This is a genomic window from Sphingomonas leidyi (assembly GCF_011761945.1).
Taxonomy (GTDB): domain Bacteria; phylum Pseudomonadota; class Alphaproteobacteria; order Sphingomonadales; family Sphingomonadaceae; genus Sphingomonas; species Sphingomonas leidyi.
The window spans coordinates 243811-267334 of the sequence record NZ_JAASQV010000002.1 but is presented as its reverse complement, the minus strand read 5'-3'; the positions used below and the strand labels follow the sequence as shown (position 1 = coordinate 267334).

The 23524-nt window shown below is 68.4% G+C and carries 19 protein-coding genes; 7 read left to right on the top strand and 12 right to left on the bottom strand.

Features of this window, described 5'->3' with window-relative positions; all coding sequences use genetic code 11:
* Nucleotides 1-46 precede the first annotated feature (46 nt).
* Genes FHR20_RS10925 through FHR20_RS10910 form a run of 4 tightly spaced genes read right to left on the bottom strand, consistent with a single transcriptional unit; the run spans nucleotide 47 to nucleotide 6925 of the window.
* Entirely contained in the window at nucleotides 47-2128 is a 2082-nt protein-coding gene (locus FHR20_RS10925; protein ID WP_167299681.1) for a tetratricopeptide repeat protein, read from the bottom strand.
* Nucleotides 2112-3482 (bottom strand): PEP-CTERM-box response regulator transcription factor, encoded by a 1371-nt coding sequence (gene prsR, locus FHR20_RS10920; protein WP_167299680.1) that lies wholly within the window; start codon nucleotides 3480-3482, stop codon nucleotides 2112-2114. Before prsR ends, FHR20_RS10925 begins: the two co-directional genes overlap by 17 nt.
* Nucleotides 3479-5536, bottom strand: coding sequence for an XrtA/PEP-CTERM system histidine kinase PrsK (gene prsK, locus FHR20_RS10915; protein ID WP_167299679.1), 2058 nt, complete (start codon nucleotides 5534-5536; stop codon nucleotides 3479-3481). Before prsK ends, prsR begins: the two co-directional genes overlap by 4 nt.
* Nucleotides 5537-6925 (bottom strand): TIGR03013 family XrtA/PEP-CTERM system glycosyltransferase, encoded by a 1389-nt coding sequence (locus FHR20_RS10910; protein ID WP_167299678.1) that lies wholly within the window; start codon nucleotides 6923-6925, stop codon nucleotides 5537-5539.
* A 160-nt stretch (nucleotides 6926-7085) separates the two neighbouring features.
* On the opposite strand from FHR20_RS10910, the gene FHR20_RS10905 reads away from it, so the two are divergent.
* The gene (locus FHR20_RS10905; RefSeq protein WP_167299677.1) at nucleotides 7086-8147 is read left to right on the top strand and encodes a mannose-1-phosphate guanylyltransferase/mannose-6-phosphate isomerase; all 1062 of its coding nucleotides are present in this window, start codon (nucleotides 7086-7088) and stop codon (nucleotides 8145-8147) included.
* On the opposite strand, the gene FHR20_RS10900 is transcribed toward FHR20_RS10905, so the two are convergent.
* Complete coding sequence (locus FHR20_RS10900; RefSeq protein ID WP_167299676.1) at nucleotides 8144-9283, bottom strand: sulfotransferase; 1140 nt, start codon at nucleotides 9281-9283, stop codon at nucleotides 8144-8146. The two genes, FHR20_RS10905 and FHR20_RS10900, sit on opposite strands and share 4 nt — an antisense overlap.
* A gap of 65 nt (nucleotides 9284-9348) precedes the next feature.
* On the opposite strand from FHR20_RS10900, the gene FHR20_RS10895 reads away from it, so the two are divergent.
* Together FHR20_RS10895 and FHR20_RS10890 are read left to right on the top strand one after the other, a co-directional pair.
* Complete coding sequence (locus FHR20_RS10895; RefSeq protein ID WP_167299675.1) at nucleotides 9349-9936, top strand: aspartyl/asparaginyl beta-hydroxylase domain-containing protein; 588 nt, start codon at nucleotides 9349-9351, stop codon at nucleotides 9934-9936.
* 35 nt (nucleotides 9937-9971) lie between these two features.
* On the top strand, nucleotides 9972-10268 hold the full coding sequence (locus tag FHR20_RS10890) for an HNH endonuclease (protein ID WP_167300474.1): 297 nt from the start codon (nucleotides 9972-9974) through the stop codon (nucleotides 10266-10268).
* Between the two features lie 37 nt (nucleotides 10269-10305).
* Here the strand turns inward: FHR20_RS10890 and pepF are convergent, their stop codons facing one another.
* From pepF to groES, 3 genes are all read right to left on the bottom strand, one after another.
* Nucleotides 10306-12168, bottom strand: a complete 1863-nt coding sequence (gene pepF, locus FHR20_RS10885; RefSeq protein ID WP_167299674.1) for an oligoendopeptidase F — start codon at nucleotides 12166-12168, stop codon at nucleotides 10306-10308.
* A 439-nt stretch (nucleotides 12169-12607) separates the two neighbouring features.
* A complete protein-coding gene (gene groL / locus FHR20_RS10880; RefSeq protein ID WP_167299673.1) occupies nucleotides 12608-14251 on the bottom strand; it encodes a chaperonin GroEL in 1644 nt (547 codons plus the stop codon).
* Between the two features lie 79 nt (nucleotides 14252-14330).
* Nucleotides 14331-14618, bottom strand: a complete 288-nt coding sequence (gene groES, locus FHR20_RS10875) for a co-chaperone GroES (protein WP_086128153.1) — start codon at nucleotides 14616-14618, stop codon at nucleotides 14331-14333.
* 277 nt (nucleotides 14619-14895) lie between these two features.
* On the opposite strand from groES, the gene sppA reads away from it, so the two are divergent.
* From sppA to FHR20_RS10860, 3 genes are read left to right on the top strand one after another with little or no spacing between them, the layout of a single operon-like run.
* Complete coding sequence (sppA, locus tag FHR20_RS10870) at nucleotides 14896-16788, top strand: signal peptide peptidase SppA (RefSeq protein WP_167299672.1); 1893 nt, start codon at nucleotides 14896-14898, stop codon at nucleotides 16786-16788.
* Nucleotides 16785-17360, top strand: a complete 576-nt coding sequence (locus tag FHR20_RS10865; protein ID WP_167299671.1) for a GNAT family N-acetyltransferase — start codon at nucleotides 16785-16787, stop codon at nucleotides 17358-17360. The genes sppA and FHR20_RS10865 overlap by 4 nt, the downstream gene beginning before the upstream one ends.
* A 56-nt stretch (nucleotides 17361-17416) precedes the next feature.
* Nucleotides 17417-17803: a hypothetical protein gene (locus FHR20_RS10860; RefSeq protein WP_167299670.1), complete on the top strand. Its 387-nt coding sequence runs from the start codon at nucleotides 17417-17419 to the stop codon at nucleotides 17801-17803.
* Nucleotides 17804-17814: 11 nt separating this feature from the next.
* On the opposite strand, the gene FHR20_RS10855 is transcribed toward FHR20_RS10860, so the two are convergent.
* Nucleotides 17815-18450, bottom strand: coding sequence for a trimeric intracellular cation channel family protein (locus FHR20_RS10855; protein ID WP_167299669.1), 636 nt, complete (start codon nucleotides 18448-18450; stop codon nucleotides 17815-17817).
* Between the two features lie 63 nt (nucleotides 18451-18513).
* On the opposite strand from FHR20_RS10855, the gene FHR20_RS10850 reads away from it, so the two are divergent.
* On the top strand, nucleotides 18514-19179 hold the full coding sequence (locus tag FHR20_RS10850; RefSeq protein ID WP_167299668.1) for a YoaK family protein: 666 nt from the start codon (nucleotides 18514-18516) through the stop codon (nucleotides 19177-19179).
* Nucleotides 19180-19280: 101 nt separating this feature from the next.
* Here the strand turns inward: FHR20_RS10850 and FHR20_RS10845 are convergent, their stop codons facing one another.
* The 3 genes from FHR20_RS10845 to odhB form a co-directional block, all read right to left on the bottom strand.
* On the bottom strand, nucleotides 19281-20609 hold the full coding sequence (locus tag FHR20_RS10845) for a serine hydrolase (RefSeq protein ID WP_167299667.1): 1329 nt from the start codon (nucleotides 20607-20609) through the stop codon (nucleotides 19281-19283).
* 87 nt (nucleotides 20610-20696) lie between these two features.
* Complete coding sequence (lpdA, locus tag FHR20_RS10840; RefSeq protein WP_167299666.1) at nucleotides 20697-22091, bottom strand: dihydrolipoyl dehydrogenase; 1395 nt, start codon at nucleotides 22089-22091, stop codon at nucleotides 20697-20699.
* A gap of 198 nt (nucleotides 22092-22289) precedes the next feature.
* Nucleotides 22290-23498: a 2-oxoglutarate dehydrogenase complex dihydrolipoyllysine-residue succinyltransferase gene (gene odhB, locus FHR20_RS10835; RefSeq protein WP_167299665.1), complete on the bottom strand. Its 1209-nt coding sequence runs from the start codon at nucleotides 23496-23498 to the stop codon at nucleotides 22290-22292.
* Between the last annotated feature and the right edge of the window lie 26 nt (nucleotides 23499-23524).

The following is a 23524-nucleotide window of genomic DNA, read 5'->3' as shown; positions in this document are numbered from 1 at the left end:
CAACTTCGCTTTCAGCCCCTGTGGGTGCGGCTTGTCAGGCGTCGGGTCAGCCGTTGGCCATCGCCAGGGCCGCCGCCCGGTCGGTGAAGCCCGGATCGGCCAGCGCGGCCTGGGCGTGCTCCTTCGCCTCGGCCTTGCGGCCCAGCGCCGCATAGACCTGGGCCAGGTGCCAGCGCAGGCCCGGATGCCGGGGAGCCAGGATCACTGCCTTCCGGAGCAGCTCGAGCGCGCCGTCCTTGTCGCCGCCAAGGAACAGCGCCCAGCCATAGGCGTCGACCACCGCGGGGTTGGCGGGGGAGAGGCCATAGGCCGCCTCGCCGAAATCGACTGCGGGGCCGGTTTCGCCGGCACCGGCATAGGCGGCGGCCAGTTCGGCGTTCAGCACGGCGTCGCCGTCGCCGATGCGGGCACGGATGTCCTCCAGCGAATCGATCGCCGCGTCATAGTCGCCGCCGGCGAGCTGCCAATGGGCCGAGAGGCGCAGTGCCGGGATGCTCGCCGGGTTCTGCGACAGGAACAGGGCGAGTGCGTTGGCCGCATCCTCGCGCCGGCCCGCGCGATCGAACGCGTCGACCAGGCGGAGCAGGGTCGGCTCGTCGAAGCGCAGGTCGGCGGCGCGGCGATAGGCCGCGGCGGCATCGGCCGGGCGGTTCAGCAGCATCAGCATGTCGCCGAGCACCACCTGCGCGGCGGCGGCGCCGGGATTCCTGGCGGCGATTTCCTGGGCGCGGGCGAGGGCGCCGGCCTTGTCGCCGCCAGCGATCAGCGCGCGGATCAGCGGCAGCGCCGCTTCCGGGTTGCCCGGCTGCCGGGCCGCATCGGCGGCGAGCGTGGCGGTGCTGTCGTCGGCGCTGAACGCCGCCGATTCGCCGGTCGCCGGGAAGGCGGCACGGTCGAGAAAGTGCGAAGCGCTGTCGCGGTCGCCGATCCGCTCGAAGCCGCGGGCGGCCAGGGTCAGCGCATAGCTGTCGGCATCGGCGCGGGCGACCACGGGGCGCAGCATGTCGATCGCGTTGCGGGCGCGGTCGGTGCGCAGCAGGGCGATGGCGAGCAGCTTGCGCGCGGTGATGTTCATCGGCTGCATGCCGACCAGGTCGGTCAGCTTCTCGATCGCCTGCTCGTAATCGCCCTTCTCCAGGTCGAGCGTGCCGCCGAGCAGCATCATGCCGGGAAGGTCGTCGATGGCGCCGCCGGTCTTTTCGAGGATCGAGCGGGAGAGGTCGAAATTGCCGGCCCGCGCGGCGATCACTGCCTGGAGGTAGAGCGCCTGCGGGCTGCCCGGCCGGGCGGCGAGCGCGCGGCGAGTGGCGGCGAGCGCGTCGACGGTGCGGCCGGCGTCGCCCAGGGTGGCGGCATATTCGATCAGCGCGGCGTGGCGGGCGGGATCGCGCTTGAGCGCCTGTTCGAACCAGGGCAGCGCGGCGACCAGCCCATATTGGCTGCGGACCACCTCGCCGCGCACGACCAGCGCGTCGACCGAGCCGGGCGCGAGCTTGACCGCACGGTCCGAAGCCTCGGCGGCGCCGAGAAGGTCGCCGGCGGCGAAGCGGAAGCGGGCGATATCGGTCCAGAGGCCGGCATCGTCGGGTGCGAGATGCACGGCCTGGTCGAGGGCGCTCTGCGCGCCGGCATAGTCGCCGGTGGCGGTCAGCGCCCGCGCGCGGATGCGCAGCCCATAGGGGCGCAGCTTCTGCGGCGCCTTGTCGGCCTCGGCGGGTGCCTTGTCGGTCTTGCCCTGGAGCACCCATGCCTCGGCGCGCCATTGCGGCACGGCCGCGGCGTCGTAGCCGGCATCGACCGCGCGCTGGATCTCTCCCTCGGCGCCGACGCCGTCCTGCAGCGCGAGCAGTGCGCGCGCGAGGACGATATGGGCGTTCCCATTGTCGGGGTCGCCGCGCACCGCTTCCGCCGCGAGATCGCGTGCGCCGGTGGCGTCGTCGGCCTTGAGCATCGCCTCGGCGCGCTCGGTGGCCTGGGCGGCTTCGGCCTTGCCCATCCGGCCGGGGGCCAGCGTGAACCAGCCGATCAGCACGGCGAACAGCACCGCCAGCGCGACGCCGATCACCAGCACGCCGCGCACGCCGAAGCCCGAGGATCTGGCGCGGGCGCGCCTATGGCTGGAGGTCATAGGCCTTCATCAGGTCATAGAGGGTGGGGCGGCTGATGCCGAGCAGCCGGGCGGTGCCGGAGATATTGCCTTCGGCGCGGGCCAGCGCATGACGGATCGCCTTGCGATCGGCGAGCTCGCGCGCTGCCTTCAGGTTGACGGGCTCGATGCCCGCCTGCGCGTCGAGATCGAGATCCCCGGCGGTGACGTGCTTGCCCTCGGCCATGATCGCCGCGCGCTTCACGCGGTTCTCGAGTTCGCGCACATTGCCGGGCCAGCCCCAGGCATCGATCGCGGCCAGCGCGTCGGGCGCGAAGCTGCGGGCAGCGGTGTTCATCTGCCCGGCGTATTTCCGGAGGAAATGGCGGGCGAGCAGCCCGGCGTCGCCCGGCCGCTCGGCCAGGCTGGGGATGCGCACCACGATCTCGGCAAGGCGGTAGTAAAGGTCCTCGCGGAAGCGGTTGTCGGCGACCATCGCGTCGATGTCCTGATGCGTCGCGCAGACGATGCGGGTGTCCACCGCGATCGCCTGGCGCCCGCCGACGCGCTCGATCACGCGCTCCTGGAGGAAGCGCAGCAGCTTGACCTGGAGCGGCAGCGGCACGTCGCCGATCTCGTCGAGGAACAGCGTGCCGCCCTGGGCCAGCTCGATCTTGCCCTCGGTGGTCTTCACCGCGCCGGTAAAGGCGCCCTTCTCGTGCCCGAACAGCTCGCTTTCGAGCAGGGTCTCGGGGATCGCCGCGCAGTTGATCGCGACGAAGCGCCCCTTGCGCCCGCTCTTGTCGTGCAGCCCGCGGGCGAGCAGTTCCTTGCCCGTGCCGCTGGCGCCGAGCAGCATCACCGACACGTCGGCGCTGGCGACGCGCTCGATCGTGCGGGTGACCTTGAGCATCTCGGGCGCGCCGGTGAGCATGCCGCCCAGTACCGCACCGGCCTCGACCCGTTCGGCCAGGCGCCGATTCTCGGCTTCCAGCGCATGGACATGGAAGGCGCGGGCGACGATCAGGCCGAGCGCGTCGATGTCGATCGGCTTCTGGTAGAAGTCCCAGGCGCCCAGCGAGATCGCGCGCAGCATCGATTCGTGCGCGCCGTGCCCGGAGGCGACGATCACCTTGGTGTCGGGGCGGAGCGACAGGATCGTCTCCAGCGTGGCGAAGCCCTCGGTGGTGCCGTCGGGATCGGGCGGCAGGCCGAGATCGAGCGTGACCACCGGCGGCTCCTCGGCCCGCAGCACTGCGATGGCTTCCTCGCGCGTGGAGGCCGTGAAGATCTCATAGCCGTCATAGGCCCAGCGCAGCTGGCGCTGGAGCCCGGCATCGTCCTCGACGACGAGCAGTTTCGGCAGCAGCCTGGTCGGGGCGGGGGCGTCGCTCATGCGGCCCTCCCCATGCCCAGATCGGCGGGGTGCGCGGCCTTCAGGATCACGCGGAAGCGCGTGCCCTTGCCTTCGCGCGACGTCACTTCGATGCGGCCCTCCATGGCATGTGCGAGCTGGCGCGCCTCGAAGACGCCGATGCCGAACCCGCCTTCCTTCGACGAGACGAAGGGCTTGAACAATTTGTCGCGGATGAAGCCGGGCGACATGCCGATCCCGAGATCGATCACGTCGATCGCCACCCGCTCGCCATCGGCCGAGACCGCGAGCGTCACCGGCTCGTTCGCCGGACTGGCATCGATCGCGTTCTGGACGAGATGGCCGAGCAGCTGCTCGAGGCTTGCCGGATCCGCATGGGCGATGGCGCTGCGCACGCCGGAAGTGACCACCGGATGCTGGCCCCTGCGCTGGGTGGCGACTCGCTCGACCAGCGCCACGATCTCGATGGCATGCGGCGCCTCGGAGCGGCCGCGATGATGCTGGGAGAGGCGCGCAAGCAGCCCGTTCATCCGCTCGGCCGAGCTCTGCAGCGTTGCCACCATGTCGGCGCGGAACTCGGGCTTGTCGGCATGGCGCTCGGCGTTGCGTGCCGTGAGGGTGAGCTGGCTCACCAGGTTCTTGATGTCGTGCAGGATGAAGGCGAAGCGGCGGTTGAATTCGTCGAAGCGCTGCGCCTCGGCGAGCGCATCCTGCGCGCGGGCCTCGGCGAGATAGGAGGCGACCTGGCGGCCGGCCACTTTCAGCAGGTCGAAATCCTCCCAGTCGAGCGCGCGGTCGAGCGGTGGGCGGGCGAGCAGGATCGCGCCCGCGAGCTCGGCCAGATGCGGCAGCGGTACGATCACCCAGGCCTCGGGCAGGTCGAGCATCCATTGCGGCACGACGGCGGCGTCGAGATGGTCCTCGCTGCGGCGGACCGCGTCGAGCTCGATGATCCGGCCGCTTGCCTGGAGATGGCCGCCCAGCGCCGTGTCGCTGGCGATCGGCAGCGTCGCGCGGTCCCAGTTCCAGCTCGCACCGACGCCGAGCCCGCCCGCATCGGGGACGAGCAGCACCCCCGCGGGGCTCTCGGTCAGGTCGGCGATCGCCTTCACGATGCGTTCGTCGAGTGCGGCACCGCCTTGCGGATTGCCGAGCGTTTCGGTGAAGCGCATCCATTCGGTGCGATAGTCGTAGCGGTGTCGGAAGAGGTGCTTGGCGAGCTTGACCTTCAGCCAGGCGCGCAGCCAGCTATTGGCGACCAGCGTGAGGATCGCCGCGGTCGAGCCCAGCACGAAGGCGGTCTGCAGGATGCGGGCATTGGGGCCGCCGACGGTGGCGATCGCGGACGTGGCGAGCGCGAGCAGCGCGAAATAGACGCCCACCGCGACGAGCGAGAGCGACTGGTAGGTGACGGCGCGCGACACCTCGATCTTCCATTCGCCCTTGCGCTGGAGCACGGCGCCGATCGCAAGGGCGACGGCGAGATAGGCGAGCCCGCGCAGCACCAGCGGCTCGATCCGCCACTCGGCGGCGAGATAGGCGATCGTGTAGAGCCCGAGCTCGGCGCACCAGATGCCGGCAAGCGCAAGCACCAGCGTGCGCAGCGGCCCGCCGGCGGCCGGGCTCAGCGCCGACCAGAGCGCCTGGACCAGCACCAGCGCCGCGACGGCGACGAGCATGCGCAGCAGCACCGCGGCATTGGCGGTCTGCGCCGCCACTATCGGTTCGGGATCGGCATAGGCGATGAGGGTGAGCGCCAATGCGCCGATCTGTACGAGCGCGACGACGCCATAGACCGTGCCCAGCGCGATCGGCGGGCGGGTCTGCGCGTCGCGGCGGTGGAGCACCAGCATGAAGCCGAGCCAGGCGAGGTTGCGCAGCGTCTCGGCGAACCAGCTGGCGAAATCGGTCGATCCGATGCCGGCGATGGCGAGCGCCCAGAACGCGGTGGCGGCCAGCGCGAAGGCAAGCGGGCGGCGCGGCAGCCCGGCGAGATCGGTGCGCCACGCCCAGAGCGCGAGCGCCCCGAACAGCAGCGCCGCGAGCGCGTGCAGCCAGAGCAGCAGCGCCCCCATCTAGCGTGCGCCTTCGGGGAACAGCACGACGCGGATGGTCTGGAGCAGGATCAGCACGTCGAGGAACGGCGAATAGTTCTTCGCGTAATAGAGGTCGTATTCCAGCTTCTGGCGCGAATCCTCGATCGATGCGCCATAGGGATAGTTGATCTGCGCCCAGCCGGTGATGCCCGGCTTCACCATGTGGCGCTCGGCATAATAGGGCAGCTTGGCCTCGAGATCCTCGACGAACTGGGGGCGCTCCGGGCGCGGGCCGACAAAGCTCATCTCGCCCTTGAGCACGCTCCAGCATTGCGGCAGCTCGTCGATCCGCGTCTTGCGGATGACGCGGCCGACGCGGGTGATGCGCGGATCGTCCTTCTCCGCCCACACGGCCTTGCCGTCGACCTCCGCGTCCTGGCGCATCGAGCGCAATTTGATCACGTCGAAGCCGGTGCCGTACAGGCCGACGCGGCGCTGGCGATAGAAGGCCGGGCCCCTGCTCTCCAGCTTCACCAATATGGCGGTGAGCAGGATGATCGGCAGCATCAGCATGAGCAGCACCAGGCTGGCGCCGATGTCGAACAGCCGCTTGAACAGGCTCGACAGCATGCGGCCCGAGGAGAAGCCGTCGGAGAAGATCAGCCAGCTGGGATTGACGCTGTCCAGGTCGACGCGACCGGTCTCGCGTTCGAGGAAGGTCGAGATCTCGTTGACGTGCACGCCGGTGGTCTTGATCCGCAGCAGGTCCTTGAGCGGCAGCGCGTTGCGGCGTTCCTCGAGGGCGAGGACGACTTCGCTGGCGTTGAGCACCACGACATGGTCGGCGAGATTGTAGATCGCATCGCGGGCGATCGCCTCGGGGATCACGCGATTGGCTTCGCTCATCGCGACATAGCCGACCACGACGAAGCCCGCGCCGGGAGTCTTGGAGAGATCCTTCAGGCGCTGTGCCCGCGCGCCGGCGCCGAGCACGACGATGCGGCGCTTGAACGCCTGGCTGCCCAGCGCCTTGCCGAGCAGGATGCGCAGCGCGATCAGCGACGCGATGGAGCAGCCCATCGCGTAGAGCAGGTTCGAGCGCCAGAAGCCGATCTCGGGGATCAGGAAATAGAGCACGCTCAAGCCGATCACGCCCAGCGAGATCGCCACGATCAGCCGTGCCATCGCATAGCGCAGCGACTGGAGCGAATCGGCACCATAGACGCCGACCGCGACCATCGCGACTTCGAGGAACAGCGCATAGCTGACGAGCTGCGGCCAGCGTTCCTGCATCAGCGGCAGGCCGATGCCGAGCTGGTGCGCGCGCAGCATCCAGCCGAGCTCGCCCGACATCGCCAGCAGCAGGATGTCGAGAAAGCCGAGCAACAGCACCGCGTTGGGCACGTAATGCTTGAACAGCCGGATCATGGGACCCGCTCTAGTGCAGAAGTGTAAACAAATCCGACATGGCGACGCCGGCCGGGCTCGCGGAAAAATCCGTCGCGCGCCGGCACCAATGCCGCAACCCATGTGTTTGACCCCGGGGGCAAATCGCAGCATTGCGAAATCTTCAGGAGGTTCGAAACACATGCCGGACTCGAAGCCGATCGTTCCTGTCATCCTGTCGGGAGGATCGGGCACCCGACTCTGGCCGATGTCCCGGGCCGAGAAACCCAAGCAGCTCCTGTCGCTGACCGCCGAGGAAACGATGCTCCAGCTCACGGCGCGGCGCGCCGCCGGCGAGCGATTCGGCCGGCCGATCGTCGTCGCCAACGCGCATCACGCCGATATGGTCGAGGAACAGCTCGCCGCCGCGGACAGCGCCGCGCGCGCACTGGTGCTCGAGCCGATGGGGCGCAACACCGCGCCGGCCATCGCCCTCGCCGCGATCGCCGCGGGCGGCGGCGCCGAGCCGCTGCTGGTGATGCCGTCCGATCACGTGATTGCCGATGTCGACGCTTTTCACCTGGCGATCGAAGCCGCGCTGCCGCTGGTGGAGGAGGGGTGGCTGATCACCTTCGGAATCACGCCCGACGCGGCCGAGACCGGCTATGGCTGGATCAAGGTGGGCGAAGTGCTGGCCGAAGGCGTGCACCGCGTCGAGCGCTTCGTCGAGAAGCCGGCGCGCGACAAGGCCGAGGCCATGCTTGCGCAGGGCGGCCATACCTGGAACGGCGGCATCTTCCTGTTCCGCGCCGATGCCTATCTGGGGGCGCTGGCGAGCTATGCGCCCGAGATGCTGCATGCGGCGCAGCAGGCGATGGCGAACGGCCGGCGCGATGGCGCCCGGATCTGGCCCGATGCCGAGAGCTTCGCCGCCAGCCCGTCGGACTCGATCGACTATGCGGTGATGGAGAAGGCGCCGCGCGTGGCGGTGGTGCCGGTGACGATGGGCTGGAGCGACGTCGGCAGCTGGGATGCGCTGCATGCGATCAGCCATGCCGATGCCGGCGGCAACGTGGTGCGCGGCGATGCGGTGGTGATCGAATCGAGCAATTGCCTCGTCCGTGCCGAGCCCGGCAAGCGCGTGGCGCTGGTCGGCGTCGAGGACCTGATCGTGGTCGCTTCGGGCGACGATGTGCTCGTCCTCCCGCGCGGGCGCAGCCAGGAAGTGAAGAAGATCATCGAGGCGATGCAGAAGGGCGGTTAGGTCGCGAGGCGCCGGGCCTCGAGCTCGACAAAGATCGGGGCGAGATACTGGTCGGCGATGGCGCGCAGCGCGGCATCGGCCTCGCGCTGCTTCGCTTCGCCATCGGCATGGAAACGCGCGGACGGGGCCTTGGAATGGCGACTTGCCATCGCGGCCATGGCGTCGCGCGCCGCCGCGTCGGGGGCGATGCCGAAATGGGGAAGGATCTGGTCGAAGAACGCCTCGGGCAGCTGGGCGTAATTGACCAGCAGCCCCTTGTCCGTACCCTGCTCGATCACCGCACTGCAGGTCCGCTCGAGTATCCGGGCAATGAAGGCGCGTTCGGGGAGGTGCGCATCCTCGCGCGCTAGGCCGAACCATTCGAGCGGCACCAGGTCGGGCACGGTCTGCACGCCGCGCAGGCGCAGCTGCGAAACCAGGACTTCCACCGGCTCGCGATAGAGGAAGATCCAGGGCGTCTCCGGGAAGGCGCGGCGGAGCAGCGGCAGCGCGCGGGTGTGCCAGCTGTCGAGCTTGACGAAGAGATGCCCTGCGCCGCGGCCATAGGCATGGACCAGCGCGCGCAGCGCGTCGACCTGCATCTCCGGATCGGGAAAGCGATGCCGGATCATTGCGTCGAGCGGCGGCGCCTCGGAGATCGAGACATGCCCCGGGGCGGCACCGAGCATCTGCGAGACGAGCGTCGAGCCGCAGCGCGACATGTGGAAGATGAAGCCCGAAGGCGGCCGGGGATCCGCGCGGCCAAGGAAGCTGGCGAGCGGCGTGGCGGTGCGGAACAGGCGGTTGAACGGCCGGCCCGCCGCTTCGCGCACCGCATCCTCGAAAAAGGGGCTGCCCGGGGAGATGTTGGCGAAGTTGAACCAATCGACCGCGGGTTCGGGCAAAGCCGCGAAGCCGATGGGCAGCCAGCCCCGGGCCGGCCAATCGTGCCGGGCGACCGGCGCCTGGAGGAAACGATGCATTCCGGCGGGGTCGGGGCGGCCGCCCTCGATCAGATCGGCCGCGGTGAGCGCGATGCCGCGCGCGGCGGCCCAGGCGAGCGCACGGGCTTCGAATATCGCCGGTTCGCGGGGTTCGGCGAGGTGCGCCTGCGCCTGCGGGTCGGCCATCACGGCGGCGCGGAATCGGTCGAGCATGGTTGGTGGCATTGCAATCATCGAGGGCCGGGATAGGCTCATGCGGAAGGGAGAGGCAGGCTAATATGGCGACCATATCCGTACAATCCGCCTGGCCCGATCGGGTGCGACTGCCGCTTGCCTTCGATCCCGCGCCGCTCGCCGCCGACATCGCCGCGCTCGAGCGTGGCGACTGGACCGCGCATTTCGTGCAGCGGAACTATGAGGGCGAGTGGAGCGCCTTGCCGCTGCGCGCGCCGGCCGGCGCCGCCCATCCGGTCCAGCAGATCTACTCGGCGCCCGGCGTCACTGCGTTCGTCGATACGCCGTGGCGCGCGCGGATGCCGGCCCTGTCGGCGGCGATCGACGCGTTCGCCTGTCCGGTCCGATCGGTGCGGCTGATGCGGCTGGCGGCGGGATCGGTGATCAAGGAGCATGCGGATTTCGATCTCGACGCCGCCCAGGGCTTTGCGCGGATTCATGTGCCGGTGCTAACCAGCGACGATGTCGATTTCCGGCTGAACGGCACGCGCGTGACGATGGCGCCGGGCGAGGCCTGGTATCTGCGCCTCGCCGATCCGCACAGCGTGGCGAACCGGGGCCGGAGCGCGCGCGTCCATCTGGTGCTCGACCTGGTGGTGGACGACTGGCTGTTGCGCCAGCTCGAAGGATGAGCGGGCGCGTCCGGCGCAAGCAGGTCGCGGCGGCGATGGCGGCCGCGGCGGATGCGCCGCCGGCGGAGGCCTGCGCGCTCTGCGCCCGCCCGCTCGGCCGGCGGACCGAATGGCACCATGTCGTGCCGAAGAGCGAGGGCGGCCGCGAGACGGTGCCGCTCCATCCGATCTGCCACCGCACCATCCATGCCTGCGCGAGCAACGCCGAGCTGGCGCGGGTCTATCCCACGATGGCGGCGCTGCTCCGGTCGGAGGACATCCGCCGCTTCGTCGCATGGATCGCGGACAAGCCGCCCGATTTCCATGCGCCGACGCGGCGGAAGGCATCCTGATTCCTCCCCGGAGCAAGGCGCCGAGGGAGGAACGGGTTCAGCCGATCAGCGCCTCGGCCTGGTCGAGCACGTTCCTGAAGTCCGCGACCAGCGCCTGGTACGGAGCCGGGCTGGCCATGTCGAGGCCGGCGCGCTTCAGGATCTCGGTCGGATAGTCGGACCCGCCCGCCTTCAGCACCGACAGGTAGTTGTCGCGCTCCTTCGGGCCGCCCTTCAGGATCGACTGGGCGAAGAAGGTCGCCGCCGAGATGCAGGTGGCATATTGGTAGACGTAGAAGCTGTTGTAGAAATGGGGGATATACGCCCATTCGTTGGCATATTCGGGCGCGAGTATCATGTTCGGCCCGTGATAGGTGCGCAGCAGCTCGCCATAGACCTTGGTGAACTTGGCGCCCGACAGGCCTTCGCCCGCCTCGGCCATATCATGGGCCTTCAGCTCGAATTCGGCGAACATGGTCTGGCGGAAGAAGGTCCCGCGATAATTCTCCATCTGCTGGCCGAGATAGAAGAGCTTCTCCTCCTTGGTCTTCGCGTTCTTCATCAGGTGCGCGAACAGCAGCTGCTCGTTCAGGGTCGACGCGATCTCGGCGAGGAAGATCGGATAGTCGGCCTTGTCATAGGGCTGGGTCGAATTGGCGAGCAGCGAGTGGAGCGCATGGCCCCATTCATGGGCATAGGTGCTCATCCCGTCATATTTGTCGCTCAGGTTGAGCAGCAGATAGGGGTGCACGTCGAACGCGCCGGGGTTCATATAGGCCCCCGGCCGCTTGCCCTCGCGGGGCCAGGGATCCATCCATTTGGCCGCAGTCGCCTTGGCGATGCGCGCCTGATAGTCGGGGCCGAGCGGCTTCACGGCTTCCAGCGTCGTCGCGCGCATCTGGTCGAGCGTGTAGCTGCGGTCCATCGATACCAGCGGCGGATAGATGTCGTAATAGCCGATGTCCGGCAGCTTGAGCATCTTGCGGCGCAGCTCGAAATAGCGGTGGAGCTGGGGCAGCCCCTTGTTCGCCTCGGCCACCAGCGTGCGGTATACGGTCTCGGGCACGTTGTTGCCGGAAAGCGCGCGGGCGAGCGAGGTCGGGTATTTCCGTGCCTTGGCATAGAAGATGTCGCCGCGCACCTTGGCGCCATAGGTCGCGCCGAACGAGTTCTGGAACTTGCCGTGCGCGGTCCAGAAGGCGTTGAACACTGCCTTGCGGTCCTCGCGGCTCGGCGCGTCGCGGTTGAGCGAATAGCCTTGCGAATCGAGGCGGACCTGCTTGCCGGTGGAGAGCGTGATCGTCGGCCAGGGAATGTCCGACGAGCGCAGCTGGCCCGAGATCTCGCCCGGCGCGGCGAGCGGCGAGCTGGCGCTGGCGAGGATCGCCTCGCCCTCGGGCGAGAGCGTGTGCTCGGCCTGGCGCAGCGTATCGGCCAATGCGAAGTCGAACCGGGTACGCAGCGTCGCATTGGCGGCGAGAAAGGCGTCGATCTTCGCCTTGCCGAGCGTCAGCAGCTCGGGCGAGGTCCAGGAGCTGGCCTCGCCGAACGCGGTGTAGAGGTCGCGCGCCTGCGCCAGCTTCTCCTGGTTGGCCGAGATGCGGACGTCCTCGTCGCCCTTCAGGCTGGCATAGGTGTAGATGCGGCCGATCGTGCGGCCGAGGTCCGACTGGAGCACCAGCGCCTCGGCGAGCACGTCGGCGCTTTCGCCAAGGCGGCCCTTGAACCTGGCGACGGCGGGAATTGCGGCGAGCGCCTGCTTGCGGGCATCTTCCCAGGCGGCCTCGCTGGGATAGAGTTCGCTCAGGTCCCACTGCGCCCCGGCGGGCGCGGCGGCCTGGCGGGCCCATGCGGGCAAGGCGGCGACGGCGCCGGCGAACGCGGCGGCAGCCAGCGCCTCGCGACGAGAAAGTTCGGTCATGTTCCAGTTCCCCGAGAACGCGCCTGTAGGCCGGCGCCGTGGTGAGGCGGCCAATCTGTCGCGATTTCGAGATGAAAGGAAGTGCTTTGTCGTCCTATGACGCCAGCACGCCGCGGCTCAGCGGGCGCCCTTGGGCGTCACGATCCAGTCGCGTTTGGCACGCCGGGTCATGTGCACGCCGCAATACCGGCATTTGCTCACAAATTTCTCGCCCTCGCCGATGCGCTGGGCATGTTTCTCGGAACGCTCGTGCCGCCCCCCAGGCAACGCACACGACCACCAACCCAACTGAACACTTGCAGACCCCCAAAACAAGTTTTCCATTCATTTCCCCACTGTTTCTGGCGGGTCAAGCGCTTAACCATTCCAGTTCGGCGCAAAGCAAGCGGGCCGGGGATCGCTCCCCGGCCCGCCCGTCTTCTTGCCTGAGTGGCGGGACTTAGAAGTCCATGCCGCCCATGCCGCCCATGCCGCCACCCATGGGGGGCATGGCAGGCTTGTCTTCCGGCAGCTCGCTCACCGCCGCTTCGGTGGTGATGAGCAGGCCGGCGACCGAGGCCGCATCCTGCAGCGCGGTGCGGACGACCTTGGTCGGGTCGATCACGCCGGCGGCGACCAGGTTCTCGTACACGTCGGTCGCGGCGTTGAAGCCGAGCGAGGTGTCGGTGCCCTCGAGCAGCTTGCCCGCGACGACGGCGCCGTCATGGCCGGCGTTCTGCGCGATCTGCTTGAGCGGCGCGGTGATCGCCTTGCGGATGATGTCGACGCCGCGGGTCTGGTCGTCGTTCGCGCCCTTCAGGCCCTCGAGAGCCTTGGTGGCATAGAGCAGCGCAGTGCCGCCGCCCGGAACGATGCCTTCTTCCACGGCCGCGCGGGTTGCGTGCAGCGCGTCGTCGACGCGGTCCTTGCGCTCCTTCACCTCGACTTCGGTGGCACCGCCGACCTTGATCACGGCCACGCCGCCGGCGAGCTTGGCGAGACGCTCCTGGAGCTTCTCGCGGTCATAGTCGCTGGTGGTGACTTCGATCTGCTGGCGGATCGCGTCGGTGCGGCCCTTGATCGCATCGGCTTCACCGGCGCCATCGACGATGGTGGTGTTGTCCTTGTCGATCGTGACGCGCTTGGCGGTGCCGAGCATGCCCAGGGTAACCGACTCGAGCTTGATGCCCAGGTCTTCCGAGATGACTTCGCCCTTGGTGAGGATCGCGATGTCCTCGAGCATCGCCTTGCGGCGATCGCCGAAGCCCGGCGCCTTGACGGCCGCGACCTTCAGGCCGCCGCGCAGCTTGTTGACCACCAGGGTGGCCAGCGCCTCGCCCTCGATGTCCTCGGCGATGATCAGCAGCGGGCGACCCGACTGCACGACCGCCTCGAGGATCGGCAGCATCGACTGGAGGTTCGACAGCTTCTTCTCGTGGATCAGGATGTACGGATCGGCGAGCTCGACCGACATCTTCTCGGGGTTGGTGATGAAATAGGGCGACAGATAGCCGCGGTCGAACTGCATGCCCTCGACGACGTCGAGCTCGAATTCGAGACCCTTCGCCTCTTCGACGGTGATCACGCCTTCCTTGCCGACCTTCTCCATCGCCTCGGCGATCTTCTCGCCGACTTCCTTGTCGCCATTGGCCGAGATGATGCCGACCTGGGCGACTTCATTGGTGCCGGCAACCGGCTTCGAGCGCGACTTCACGTCCTCGACCACCTTGGTCACGGCGAGATCGATGCCGCGCTTCAGGTCCATCGGGTTCATGCCGGCCGCGACCGACTTCATGCCCTCGCGCACGATCGCCTGGGCGAGCACGGTGGCGGTGGTGGTGCCGTCGCCCGCGGTGTCGTTCGCCTTCGAGGCGACTTCGCGGATCATCTGCGCGCCCATGTTCTCGAACTTGTCCTTGAGTTCGATTTCCTTGGCGACGGTGACGCCGTCCTTGGTGATGCGCGGCGCGCCGAAGCTCTTCTCGATCACGACGTTGCGGCCCTTCGGGCCCAGGGTCACCTTCACCGCATCGGCGAGGATGTCGACGCCGCGCAGGATGCGCTCACGGGCGTCACGCGAAAACTTGACGTCTTTCGCAGCCATTGTTCCTACCTCTCAAAATTCGTTCAGAAAATCATAAAAGCCACGACCCCATCGCATGCGGCGGGGCCGGGAACCGGGTTCAGCCGATGATGCCGAGGATGTCCGATTCCTTCATGATCAGCAGGTCTTCGCCATTGACCTTGACCTCGGTGCCCGACCATTTGCCGAACAGGATGCGGTCGCCGGCCTTGACGTCGAGCGGGGTGATCTCGCCCTTCTCGTTCTTCGCGCCCGAACCGGCGGCGACGACTTCGCCTTCCTGCGGCTTTTCCTGGGCGGTGTCGGGGATGATGATGCCGCCGGCGGTCTTGGCTTCGGCCTCGACGCGGCGGACGAGCACGCGGTCGTGCAACGGACGGAAGTTCATTGCCTGATCCTTACTTCAGGGTTGATCTCGGATTTGGCACTCGCTCGGGGTGAGTGCCAGCCGGCGCGATATGCGAAGCCGATCCGCCCGCGTCAACCAGGGCGCGGCGCGCCGTTGCAAATTTAGGTGGCGCCGACCCCCGGTCCGGCACCCGCGAAGCGACGCAAGGGCTCTCGCTGCGAGACAAATGGTCGTTCCCGCGCAATGGCAGGGGCATTTACGCGTCCCCCGCGATCCTCTAGCACCACGGGCATATTCCTTCGCATGGGAGCGGCACGTGAAGCTTGTTCGGGGCGCCTGGAAGATCCTGGTGGGGATCAAGGACTTTCTGGTCCTGGTCTTCATGCTGCTGTTCTTCACGATGCTGTTCGCGGCATTGTCCGCCAAGCCCAATCCCGGATCGATCCGCGACGGCGCGCTGCTGGTGGCGCTCGACGGCGCGCTGGTGGAGCAGCCCGAGGAGGCCGATCCCTTCTCCCGGCTCAGTGGCGCAGGCACGGTGAAGCAGCAACGGCTGCGCGATGTGGTGCGCGCGCTCGATGCCGCGAAGGGCGACGACCATGTGAAGGCGGTGGTGCTCGATCTCGATCGCTTCACGGGCGGCTATCCCGCCGCGATCAGCGAAGTTGCCGCAGCGGTCGGCAAGGTGCGCGCGGCGGGCAAGCCCGTGCTCGCCTATGCCACCGCCTATACCGACGACAGCTATGCGCTTGCCGCCAATGCGAGCGAGATCTGGGTGAATCCGCTGGGCGGCGCGATGTTCGCGGGCCCGGGCGGCACGCGGCTCTACTATAAGGGGCTGATCGACAAGCTCGGCGTCAATGCGCACATCTACCGCGTCGGCAAGTTCAAGTCGGCGGTCGAGCCCTATATGCGCAGCGACATGTCGCCCGAGGCCAAGGAAGCCGATCTGGCGATGTACCAGCAGATCCTCGACCAGTGGCGGCAGGAGATCGCCAAGGCGCGGCCCAAGGCGCGCATCGCCGACTATCTGGCGAAGCCCGCGGAAACGGTGACGGCGGCAAAGGGCGACATCGCCAAGGCGAACCTGGCGATGGGCATCGTCGACAAGCTGGGCGACCGGCTTGCCTTCGGCAAGCGCGTCGCCGAGATCGCCGGCGCGCCGAGCGGCAAGCCGGCAGGCAATTTCAACCGGATCAAGCTGGCCGATTTCGTGGCCGCGCATCCGCTGCCCACCGGCGGCGACGCGATCGGCGTGATCACCGTCGCCGGCGAGATCGTCGACGGCAAGGGCGGCCCCGGCAGGGCGGCGGGCGACACGGTGAGCGCGGCGTTGCTCAAGGGCCTGGCGAACAAGAAGCTGAAGGCGTTGGTGGTCCGCGTCGATTCGCCGGGCGGCTCGGCGCTCGCCTCGGAGCAGATCCGCCAGGCGATCCTCCAGGCCAAGGCGCAGGGGCTGCCGGTGGTGGTCTCGATGGGCAGCCTCGCGGCGAGCGGCGGCTATTGGGTGTCGACCGCGGGCGACACGATCTTTGCCGAGCCCAACACGATCACCGGCTCGATCGGCATCTTCGGCGTGATCCCCACGTTCGAGAAGACGCTCGCCAAGATCGGCGTCGGCACGGACGGGGTGAAGACCACGCCGCTCAGCGGCCAGCCTGATATCTATGGCGGCACCAATGCGGAGACGGACACGCTGCTCCAGTCGGCGATCGAGGCGGGCTATGCGCGCTTCGTCGGGCTGGTCGCGGGCGCCCGCAAGCTGACGCCGGAGCGCGTCAACGAGATCGCCCAGGGCCGGGTCTGGATCGGCGGCACCGCGCACCAGATCGGGCTGGTCGACCGGTTCGGCGGGATCGACGATGCGATCGCCGAGGCCGCGCGGCGCGCCAAGCTCGACCCGGCCAAGGTCCATGCCGTCTATCTCGAGAAGGAGCCTTCGAGCTGGGCCAAGCTGATCGCGAGCTTCGCCGACGACAAGGACGAGGACGGCGACTGGGCCGATCAGCCGGCCGGGGCGGACCTGTTCGCCCGCGCCGCCATCGGCCAGCGCGCGCTGCTCGCCCAGGCGCTGGGCGATGCCAAGCGGCTCGCCACCGGCGGCTCGGTCCAGGCGCGCTGCCTCGAATGCGGCGGCTTCGGCCCGGCGACCGGCAGCCTCGAGGATGCCCGCCTGTTCGACGCGATCGCGGCGCGGCTCGGCCTGTGATCGGCATCCGCGCAGCCACGTCGGACGATGCCGGCGCCATCGCCGCGATCTATGCGCCGCATGTGCTCACCGGCACCGCCTCGTTCGAGATCGAGCCGCCCGAAAAGGCGGAGATGCGCAAGCGGATGCATGCGAGCGAGGGCCTCTATCCCTGGATCGTGGCGACGACGGGCGGCGCCAGCGCCAATGATCCGGATGCCGGCGTGATCGGCTATGCCTATGCCGGCAAGTTCCGCGACCGCCCGGCCTATCGCTATGTCTGCGAGACGTCGATCTACCTGACCGACGCGTCGAGCGGATCGGGCGTCGGCCGGCTGCTCTACGAGGCGCTGGTCGGCACGCTCCGGGCCCAGGGCTTCATCCATGCAATCGGCACGATCACCCTGCCGAACGACCGCTCGATCCGCCTGCACGAAGCGGTCGGCTTTCGCCGCCAGGGCGTCTATCGCGAAGTGGGCTTCAAGCACGGCCAATGGATCGATGTCGGCTTCTGGCAGTGCGAGCTGAACGAGCCGCGCGTGCCCCCCGTCGAACCCCGCAAATTCGCCGATATGGGGATTGTCCGGGATTGAGGGTCGCGCGGCGCCGACTATCCTCGCACCGTCCTTGTGCCGGATACGAGTAGCGTATGCCTGATTCCGAGTTGCACAGCCTTCGCGTCGATCGCGAGCGCAAGCTGATCGATCTCAGGCTGAAAGCCATGCTCTCGCCCGAGGATGCGGCCTGGATCGGCGAGGAACTGCGTGCCGCCGTCCGCGATTTCGGCCCGGAAGTGGGGCAGCATGTCACGCTCTACGATGCCAGCAGCATCCCGGTCGTCCCGCAGGCCACGGCGGAGCTGATCATCAACACCTTCAACAACGAAGCGGTGCGTCCGCTATGGGCGCGCAAGGTGGCCTTTGTCGTCGTCACTGCGCTGGCCCGGCTGCAGGTGCAGCGGCTTCGCGAAGTTCGTCCCGACATCGGCATCTTCGGCGATCGCGAGGAAGCGATCGCCTGGTTGCTGGAGGAATAGCCCCGGCTTCCTCAGCGCCGGCCGCGATAGGCGGGCAGGCCGAGTTTCCACCGGATGGCGGCAGCGCGCAGCCCGAAGCCGGCGCCGGCAGCGAGCAGCCCGGCGGCGAAGACCGGCAGCCCGGCGAGCGCCAGCGCCACCTGCAGCGTGGCGGTGAGCGCGGCGGCGGTGACGTAAAGCTCGGGCCGCATCAGGATCGAGGGCTCGCCTGCCAGCACGTCGCGGATGATGCCGCCCGCACAGGCGGTGACCACGCCCATCACTGCCGCCGGCACCGGCGGAATGCCATAGCCCAGCGCCTTGGCCGCGCCGAACGCGGCATAGGCGGCCAGGCCCAGCGCATCGAGCCACGCGAAGGTCGCGTCGTTCCACCAGCGCTGCGGCGTGCTCCACACCAGCACCGCGACGGCGAGGATCAGCGCGGCGACGGTCGCGTCGTGCACCCAGAATACCGGCGCTCCGATCAGCAGGTCGCGGATCGTGCCGCCGCCCACCCCGGTGACGAGCGCGAAGAAGGCGGCGGTGACGAAGGTCTGTGCCCGGTGCGCGGCGGCCAGCGCGCCGGTCGCCGCGAACAGCGCGATGCCGAACATGTCGAGCCAGGGCAGGATCGGCCCGATGCGGGCAGCGGCGAGAGCGGCGTCCATCCGTCTTGTTTCTCTCCGGCAACGGCTTGCTGTCAAACGCGCATCCGGGGCATGACTGCGGCCATGCAGCGTACCGAGTCTCCGCTTGTCGTCATCGCCATCTGCCTCGCCGCGCTTGCCGGCTTCGTCGATGCCCTGGCCTTCACCAGCCTGGGCGGCTTCTTCGCCTCGTTCATGAGCGGCAACAGCACGCGGCTGGGCGTGGGCCTGGGCGGCAACCTGCCCGGCGACGCGGCGGTGGCCGGCGGCCTGGTGATGAGCTTCGTCAGCGGCGTGATCCTCGCCAGTGTGGTGACGCGCTGGCGCCAGGCGCGGTTCCGCGAAAGCCTGATGCTGGTGGTGACGGCGCTGCTCGTCGCCGCGGCAACGCTCGCCAGCCTGGCACCGGGGCCGATCGTGCTGATCTTCCTCGCCATGGCGATGGGCTGCGAGAACGGCATCCTCCACCGCGAGGGCGAAGCGACGATCGGCGTCACCTATATGACCGGATCGCTGGTCAAGATGGGGCAGAAGCTGGCCGGCGCATTGATGGGCGATCCCGATCGCTGGGCCTGGACGCGCTATCTGTTCCTGTGGCTCGGCTTCGTCGCCGGTGCGGTGATGGGGGCGGCGAGCCATCTTCGCTGGGGCTGGACGGCGTTGTGGCTGGCGCCGATCGCCAGCGCGGTGCTCGCCTTCGCGCTGATGCGGATCCGGCCGAAGCTGGCCGGCCCCTGGGCGGTTCGCTGATAGAGGGGCGCTGCCCGGCCTGGCATGTCCGTCTTCACGTCGACTCGGCAGGCTGAGGGGCGCTGCTCGAGACGCGGGCGCGACGATGGCGGGCCGGAGCCCTATTTCCGCACGGCCTTCTGGTCGCGCCCATTCTGGTGCATCACCGCGCCGACGATCTTGCCCGACGCATCGCGGGTGAAGTCCATCTGCGCGTCCACCGCGCGGAAGAAGAAGCGGTCCTTCGCTTCGGGAAGCAGGTCGAGCGGCGGCTGGCGGGTCGCCTGGGCGATCAGGCGGTCGCCCTCGGCGCGGAGGGTGAAGCTGAAATTGGGGTTCGCTTCATAGGTGCCTTCATAGGCCTTGAGCAGGGCCGGCTCGAGCTTCACCGCCTTGCGCTCGCTCGGCAGCGTGATCGTGCCGCCGCGCGCCAGCGTCATCATCGTGGCGCCGAGCTTGTCCGCGCTGTTGCCGTTGAGATTGGCGAGCACCACCACCGTGATCCTGCGGTCCGGATCATAGCCGAGCCAGGTGTTGAACCCCTCGATGCCGCCGCCATGCGACAAGGTGGTGCTGCCGTCCCTAGCGACGGCGACGATGCCGAGCGCGTAATTGTCCTTGTAGGGCGTCCGCATCGCCGCGAGCGATTCGGGCTTGAGCAGCTTGCCGCCCCACAGCCCCGTTTCCCATTTCAGCAGGTCGTGCGTGGTCGAATAGAGCGCGCCCGCGCCCTGCGGAATCGACATGTCGATATAGTCGGCATTGACCACCAGCCCGGCGCGCGGGCTGTAGCCGGACGCGCGGTGCGGGATCACCTGCGCATGGCTGTCATAGCCGCTATCGGCCATGCCGAGCGGCTTGAACAGGTTCTCGGCAACGAGGGCGGCATAGGGCTGGCCGCTCGCCTTCTCGATGATCGCGGTGAGCAGGACATAGCCCGAATTGGAATAGCTGTGCCGCTCGCCCGGCGCGAAATCGAGCGGCTTGCCGCGGAAACGGGCGATCAGCGCATCGAGCGTGGTCGCCTGTGTCCTCGATGCCGAATATTCGTCGAACGACGTGAAGTTGGGGATGCCGGCGCTATGGGTGAGCAGGTGGAAGACAGTCACCTTGTCCCAGGCCGCGGGGGCATCGGGCAGATAGGTCTTCACCGGCGCATCGAGGCGCAGCTTGCCGCGCTCCTGGAGCAGCAGGATCGAAGCGGCGGTGAATTGCTTGGTGATCGAGCCGAGGCGGAATTTGGTCTCGCCGTCGTTCGGGATCTTCCATTCGAGATTGGCCGAGCCATAGCCCTTGTCGAACAGGATTCTGCCGTCCTGCGCGACGAGCACCGCGCCCATGAAGGCACCGCTATCCGCCTCGGCGGCGGCGACCTTGTCCATCCGCGCCACGTCCTGGGCAAAGGCAGGCGCGGCGCAGACGAGCGCGAAGCCGAGGACGAAATGGCGCATGAAGGTTCCTCCCAAAGTGTGTTAGTTCACTAACACGCAATGGAAGCGCCTTCAACTCCCTCCCCCATCGGGAGAGGGAGGCGATGGTCAGATGTGGATCGGCTTGCCCTGGACCGCCATGGCGGCTTCCTTGAACGCTTCCGAATGGGTCGGGTGCGCGTGGCAGGTATAGGCGATGTCCTCGCTGGTCGCGCCGAACTCCATCGCCTGGGCGGCCTGGGCGATCATCGTGCCGGCGACCGAGGCGATCATCCACACGCCGAGCACGCGGTCCGACTTGGCGTCGGCGATCACCTTCACCCAGCCGTCCGGCTCGTGGTTGGTCTTGGCGCGCGAGTTCGCGATCATCGGGAACTTGCCGACCTTCACTTCGCCGCGCTCCTTGGCCTGTTCCTCGGTCAGGCCGACGCCGGCGATCTCGGGCCAAGTGTAGACGACCGAGGGGATCACGTCATGGTTCACGATGCCGGTCAGGCCGGCGATGTTCTCGGCCACCGCAATGCCTTCGTCCTCGGCCTTATGCGCGAGCATCGGGCCGGGAACGACGTCGCCGATCGCCCAGATGCCGGGGACCGAAGTGCGGAAGTCGTGGTCGATCTCGATCTGGCCGCGCTGGTTGGTCGAGAGGCCGGCGGCCTCCAGGCCCAGGCCCGAGGTGTTGGGACGGCGGCCGATCGAGACCAGCACCGCGTCCGCCTCGAGCGTTTCCGCAGCGCCGCCGGCCGAGGGCTCCAGGGTGAGCGTGGCCTTGCCGCCGTTGACGGCGACGCCGGTCACCTTGGTGGAGAGCTTGAGCTCCATGCCCTGCTTCTTGAACAGCTTGCCCGCTTCCTTGCGGACTTCGCCGTCCATGCCCGGCAGCAGCTGGTCGAGGAACTCGACCACGGTGACCTTGGCGCCGACGCGGCGCCACACCGAGCCGAGCTCCAGGCCGATCACGCCGCCGCCGATGACGACGAGATGCTGCGGGACCTTGGCCAGTTCGAGCGCGCCGGTGCTGTCGACCACGACCTTCTGGTCGATCTCGACGCCCGGCAGCGGAGTGACCGAGGAGCCGGTGGCGATGACGATGTTCTTCGCCCGCACCTCACCGTCGCCGACCTTGACGCTGTCCTTGCCGGTGAAGCTGGCATGGCCCTTCAGCCATTCGACCTTGTTCTTCTTGAACAGGAACTCGATGCCGCCGGTCAGGCCCTTCACCGCGTCGATACGCTGGGCGTGCATCGCGTCGAGGTCGAGCTCGACCGTCGGGGTCTTGATGCCGAGCTTGGCGAGCTTGCCGCTGGCGGCTTCCTCATAGAGCTCGGAGGCGTGGAGCAGCGCCTTGGAGGGGATGCAGCCGACGTTGAGGCAAGTGCCGCCCAGCGTCGCACGGCTCTCGGCGCATGCGGTCTTGAGGCCCAGCTGCGCCGCGCGGATCGCCGCGACATAGCCGCCGGGGCCCGAACCGATCACCAGCACGTCGAAATCATAATCGGCCATTTGCTTCTCTTTCGTCTCTGCGACGGGAGCTGGCGGCGGCGAGGGCGGAGGAGTTTCCGCGGGCGCCGGGGCCGGCTCGATCATCGGGGAGGCTGCTTCTTCCTGCCTCCGCTTGCGCTTCCACAACCACATAGGATGACCCGCCCCGCCTGCAACCCATGAGGGTTAGTGGCGGAGCAAGTCAGTTTTGCGACCGCCTTACAGGTCGATCAGCAGTCGGGTCGGATCCTCGATCGCGTTCTTCAGCGCGACGAGGAAGGTCACTGCCTCGCGGCCGTCGACCAGGCGATGGTCGTAGCTGAGCGCGAGATACATCATCGGGCGGATCACGATCTGGCCGTCGCGGACCACCGGGCGGTCCTCGATGCGGTGCAGGCCGAGCACGGCCGACTGGGGCGGATTGATGATCGGGGTCGACATCAGCGAACCGAACACGCCGCCGTTCGAGATGGTGAAGGTGCCGCCCTTCATTTCTTCCATCTTCAGCGTGCCGTCCTTGGCGCGCTTGCCGAAGTCGCCGATCGTCCGCTCGATGCCGGCGACGCTCAGCGTCTCCGCGTCGCGGATCACCGGCACCACCAGGCCCTGCGGGGCCGAGACGGCAACCGAGATGTCGCAATAATCGTGATAGACGATCTCGTCGCCCTCGATCGAGCCGTTGACGCCCGGGATGTCCTTGAGCGCCATGCAGGCGGCCTTCACGAAGAAGCCCATGAAGCCCAGGCGGACGCCGTGCTTCTTCTCGAACAGATCCTTGTACTTGGCGCGCGCCTCGATCACCGCGGTCATGTCCACGTCGTTGAACGTGGTCAGCATCGCGGCGGTGTTCTGCGCCTCCTTCAGGCGCTTGGCGACGGTCTGGCGCAGGCGCGTCATCTTGACGCGCTCTTCCTTGCGGCCATTGGCCGAGGAGGCGGCCGGCACGGCGGCGGGCGCCGGAGCGGCGGCAGGGGCCGGCTTGTTGCTGGCCGCGGCGATCACGTCGTCCTTGGTCAGGCGGCCGTCCTTGCCGGTGCCCTGCACGGTCGACGGATCGACGCCGGTCTCGAGCACCGCGCGGCGCACCGAGGGCGAGAGCGCGGCGGCCTCGGTCGCGGGCGCGGCGGCCGGAGCGGGCGTCGGGGCCGGTGCCGCGGCGGGAGCCGGGCTCGGCGCGGCGCCGGCGCCGGCGCCGCCTTCGCTCACCAGGGCGATCACCGCGCCGACCTCGACCGTGTCGCCCACCTTGACGAGCTGCTCGCCCATCACGCCGGCGACCGGGCTGCCCACTTCCACCGAGACCTTGTCGGTCTCCAGGCTCGCGATCGGCTCGTCGAGCTGCACGGGATCGCCCGGATTCTTCAGCCATTCGCCAAGCGTGGCTTCGGTGATCGATTCACCCAGTGTCGGGACTTTAACGTCTGCCATTGTCTTTCCTCGTTCCCTGGGGACGG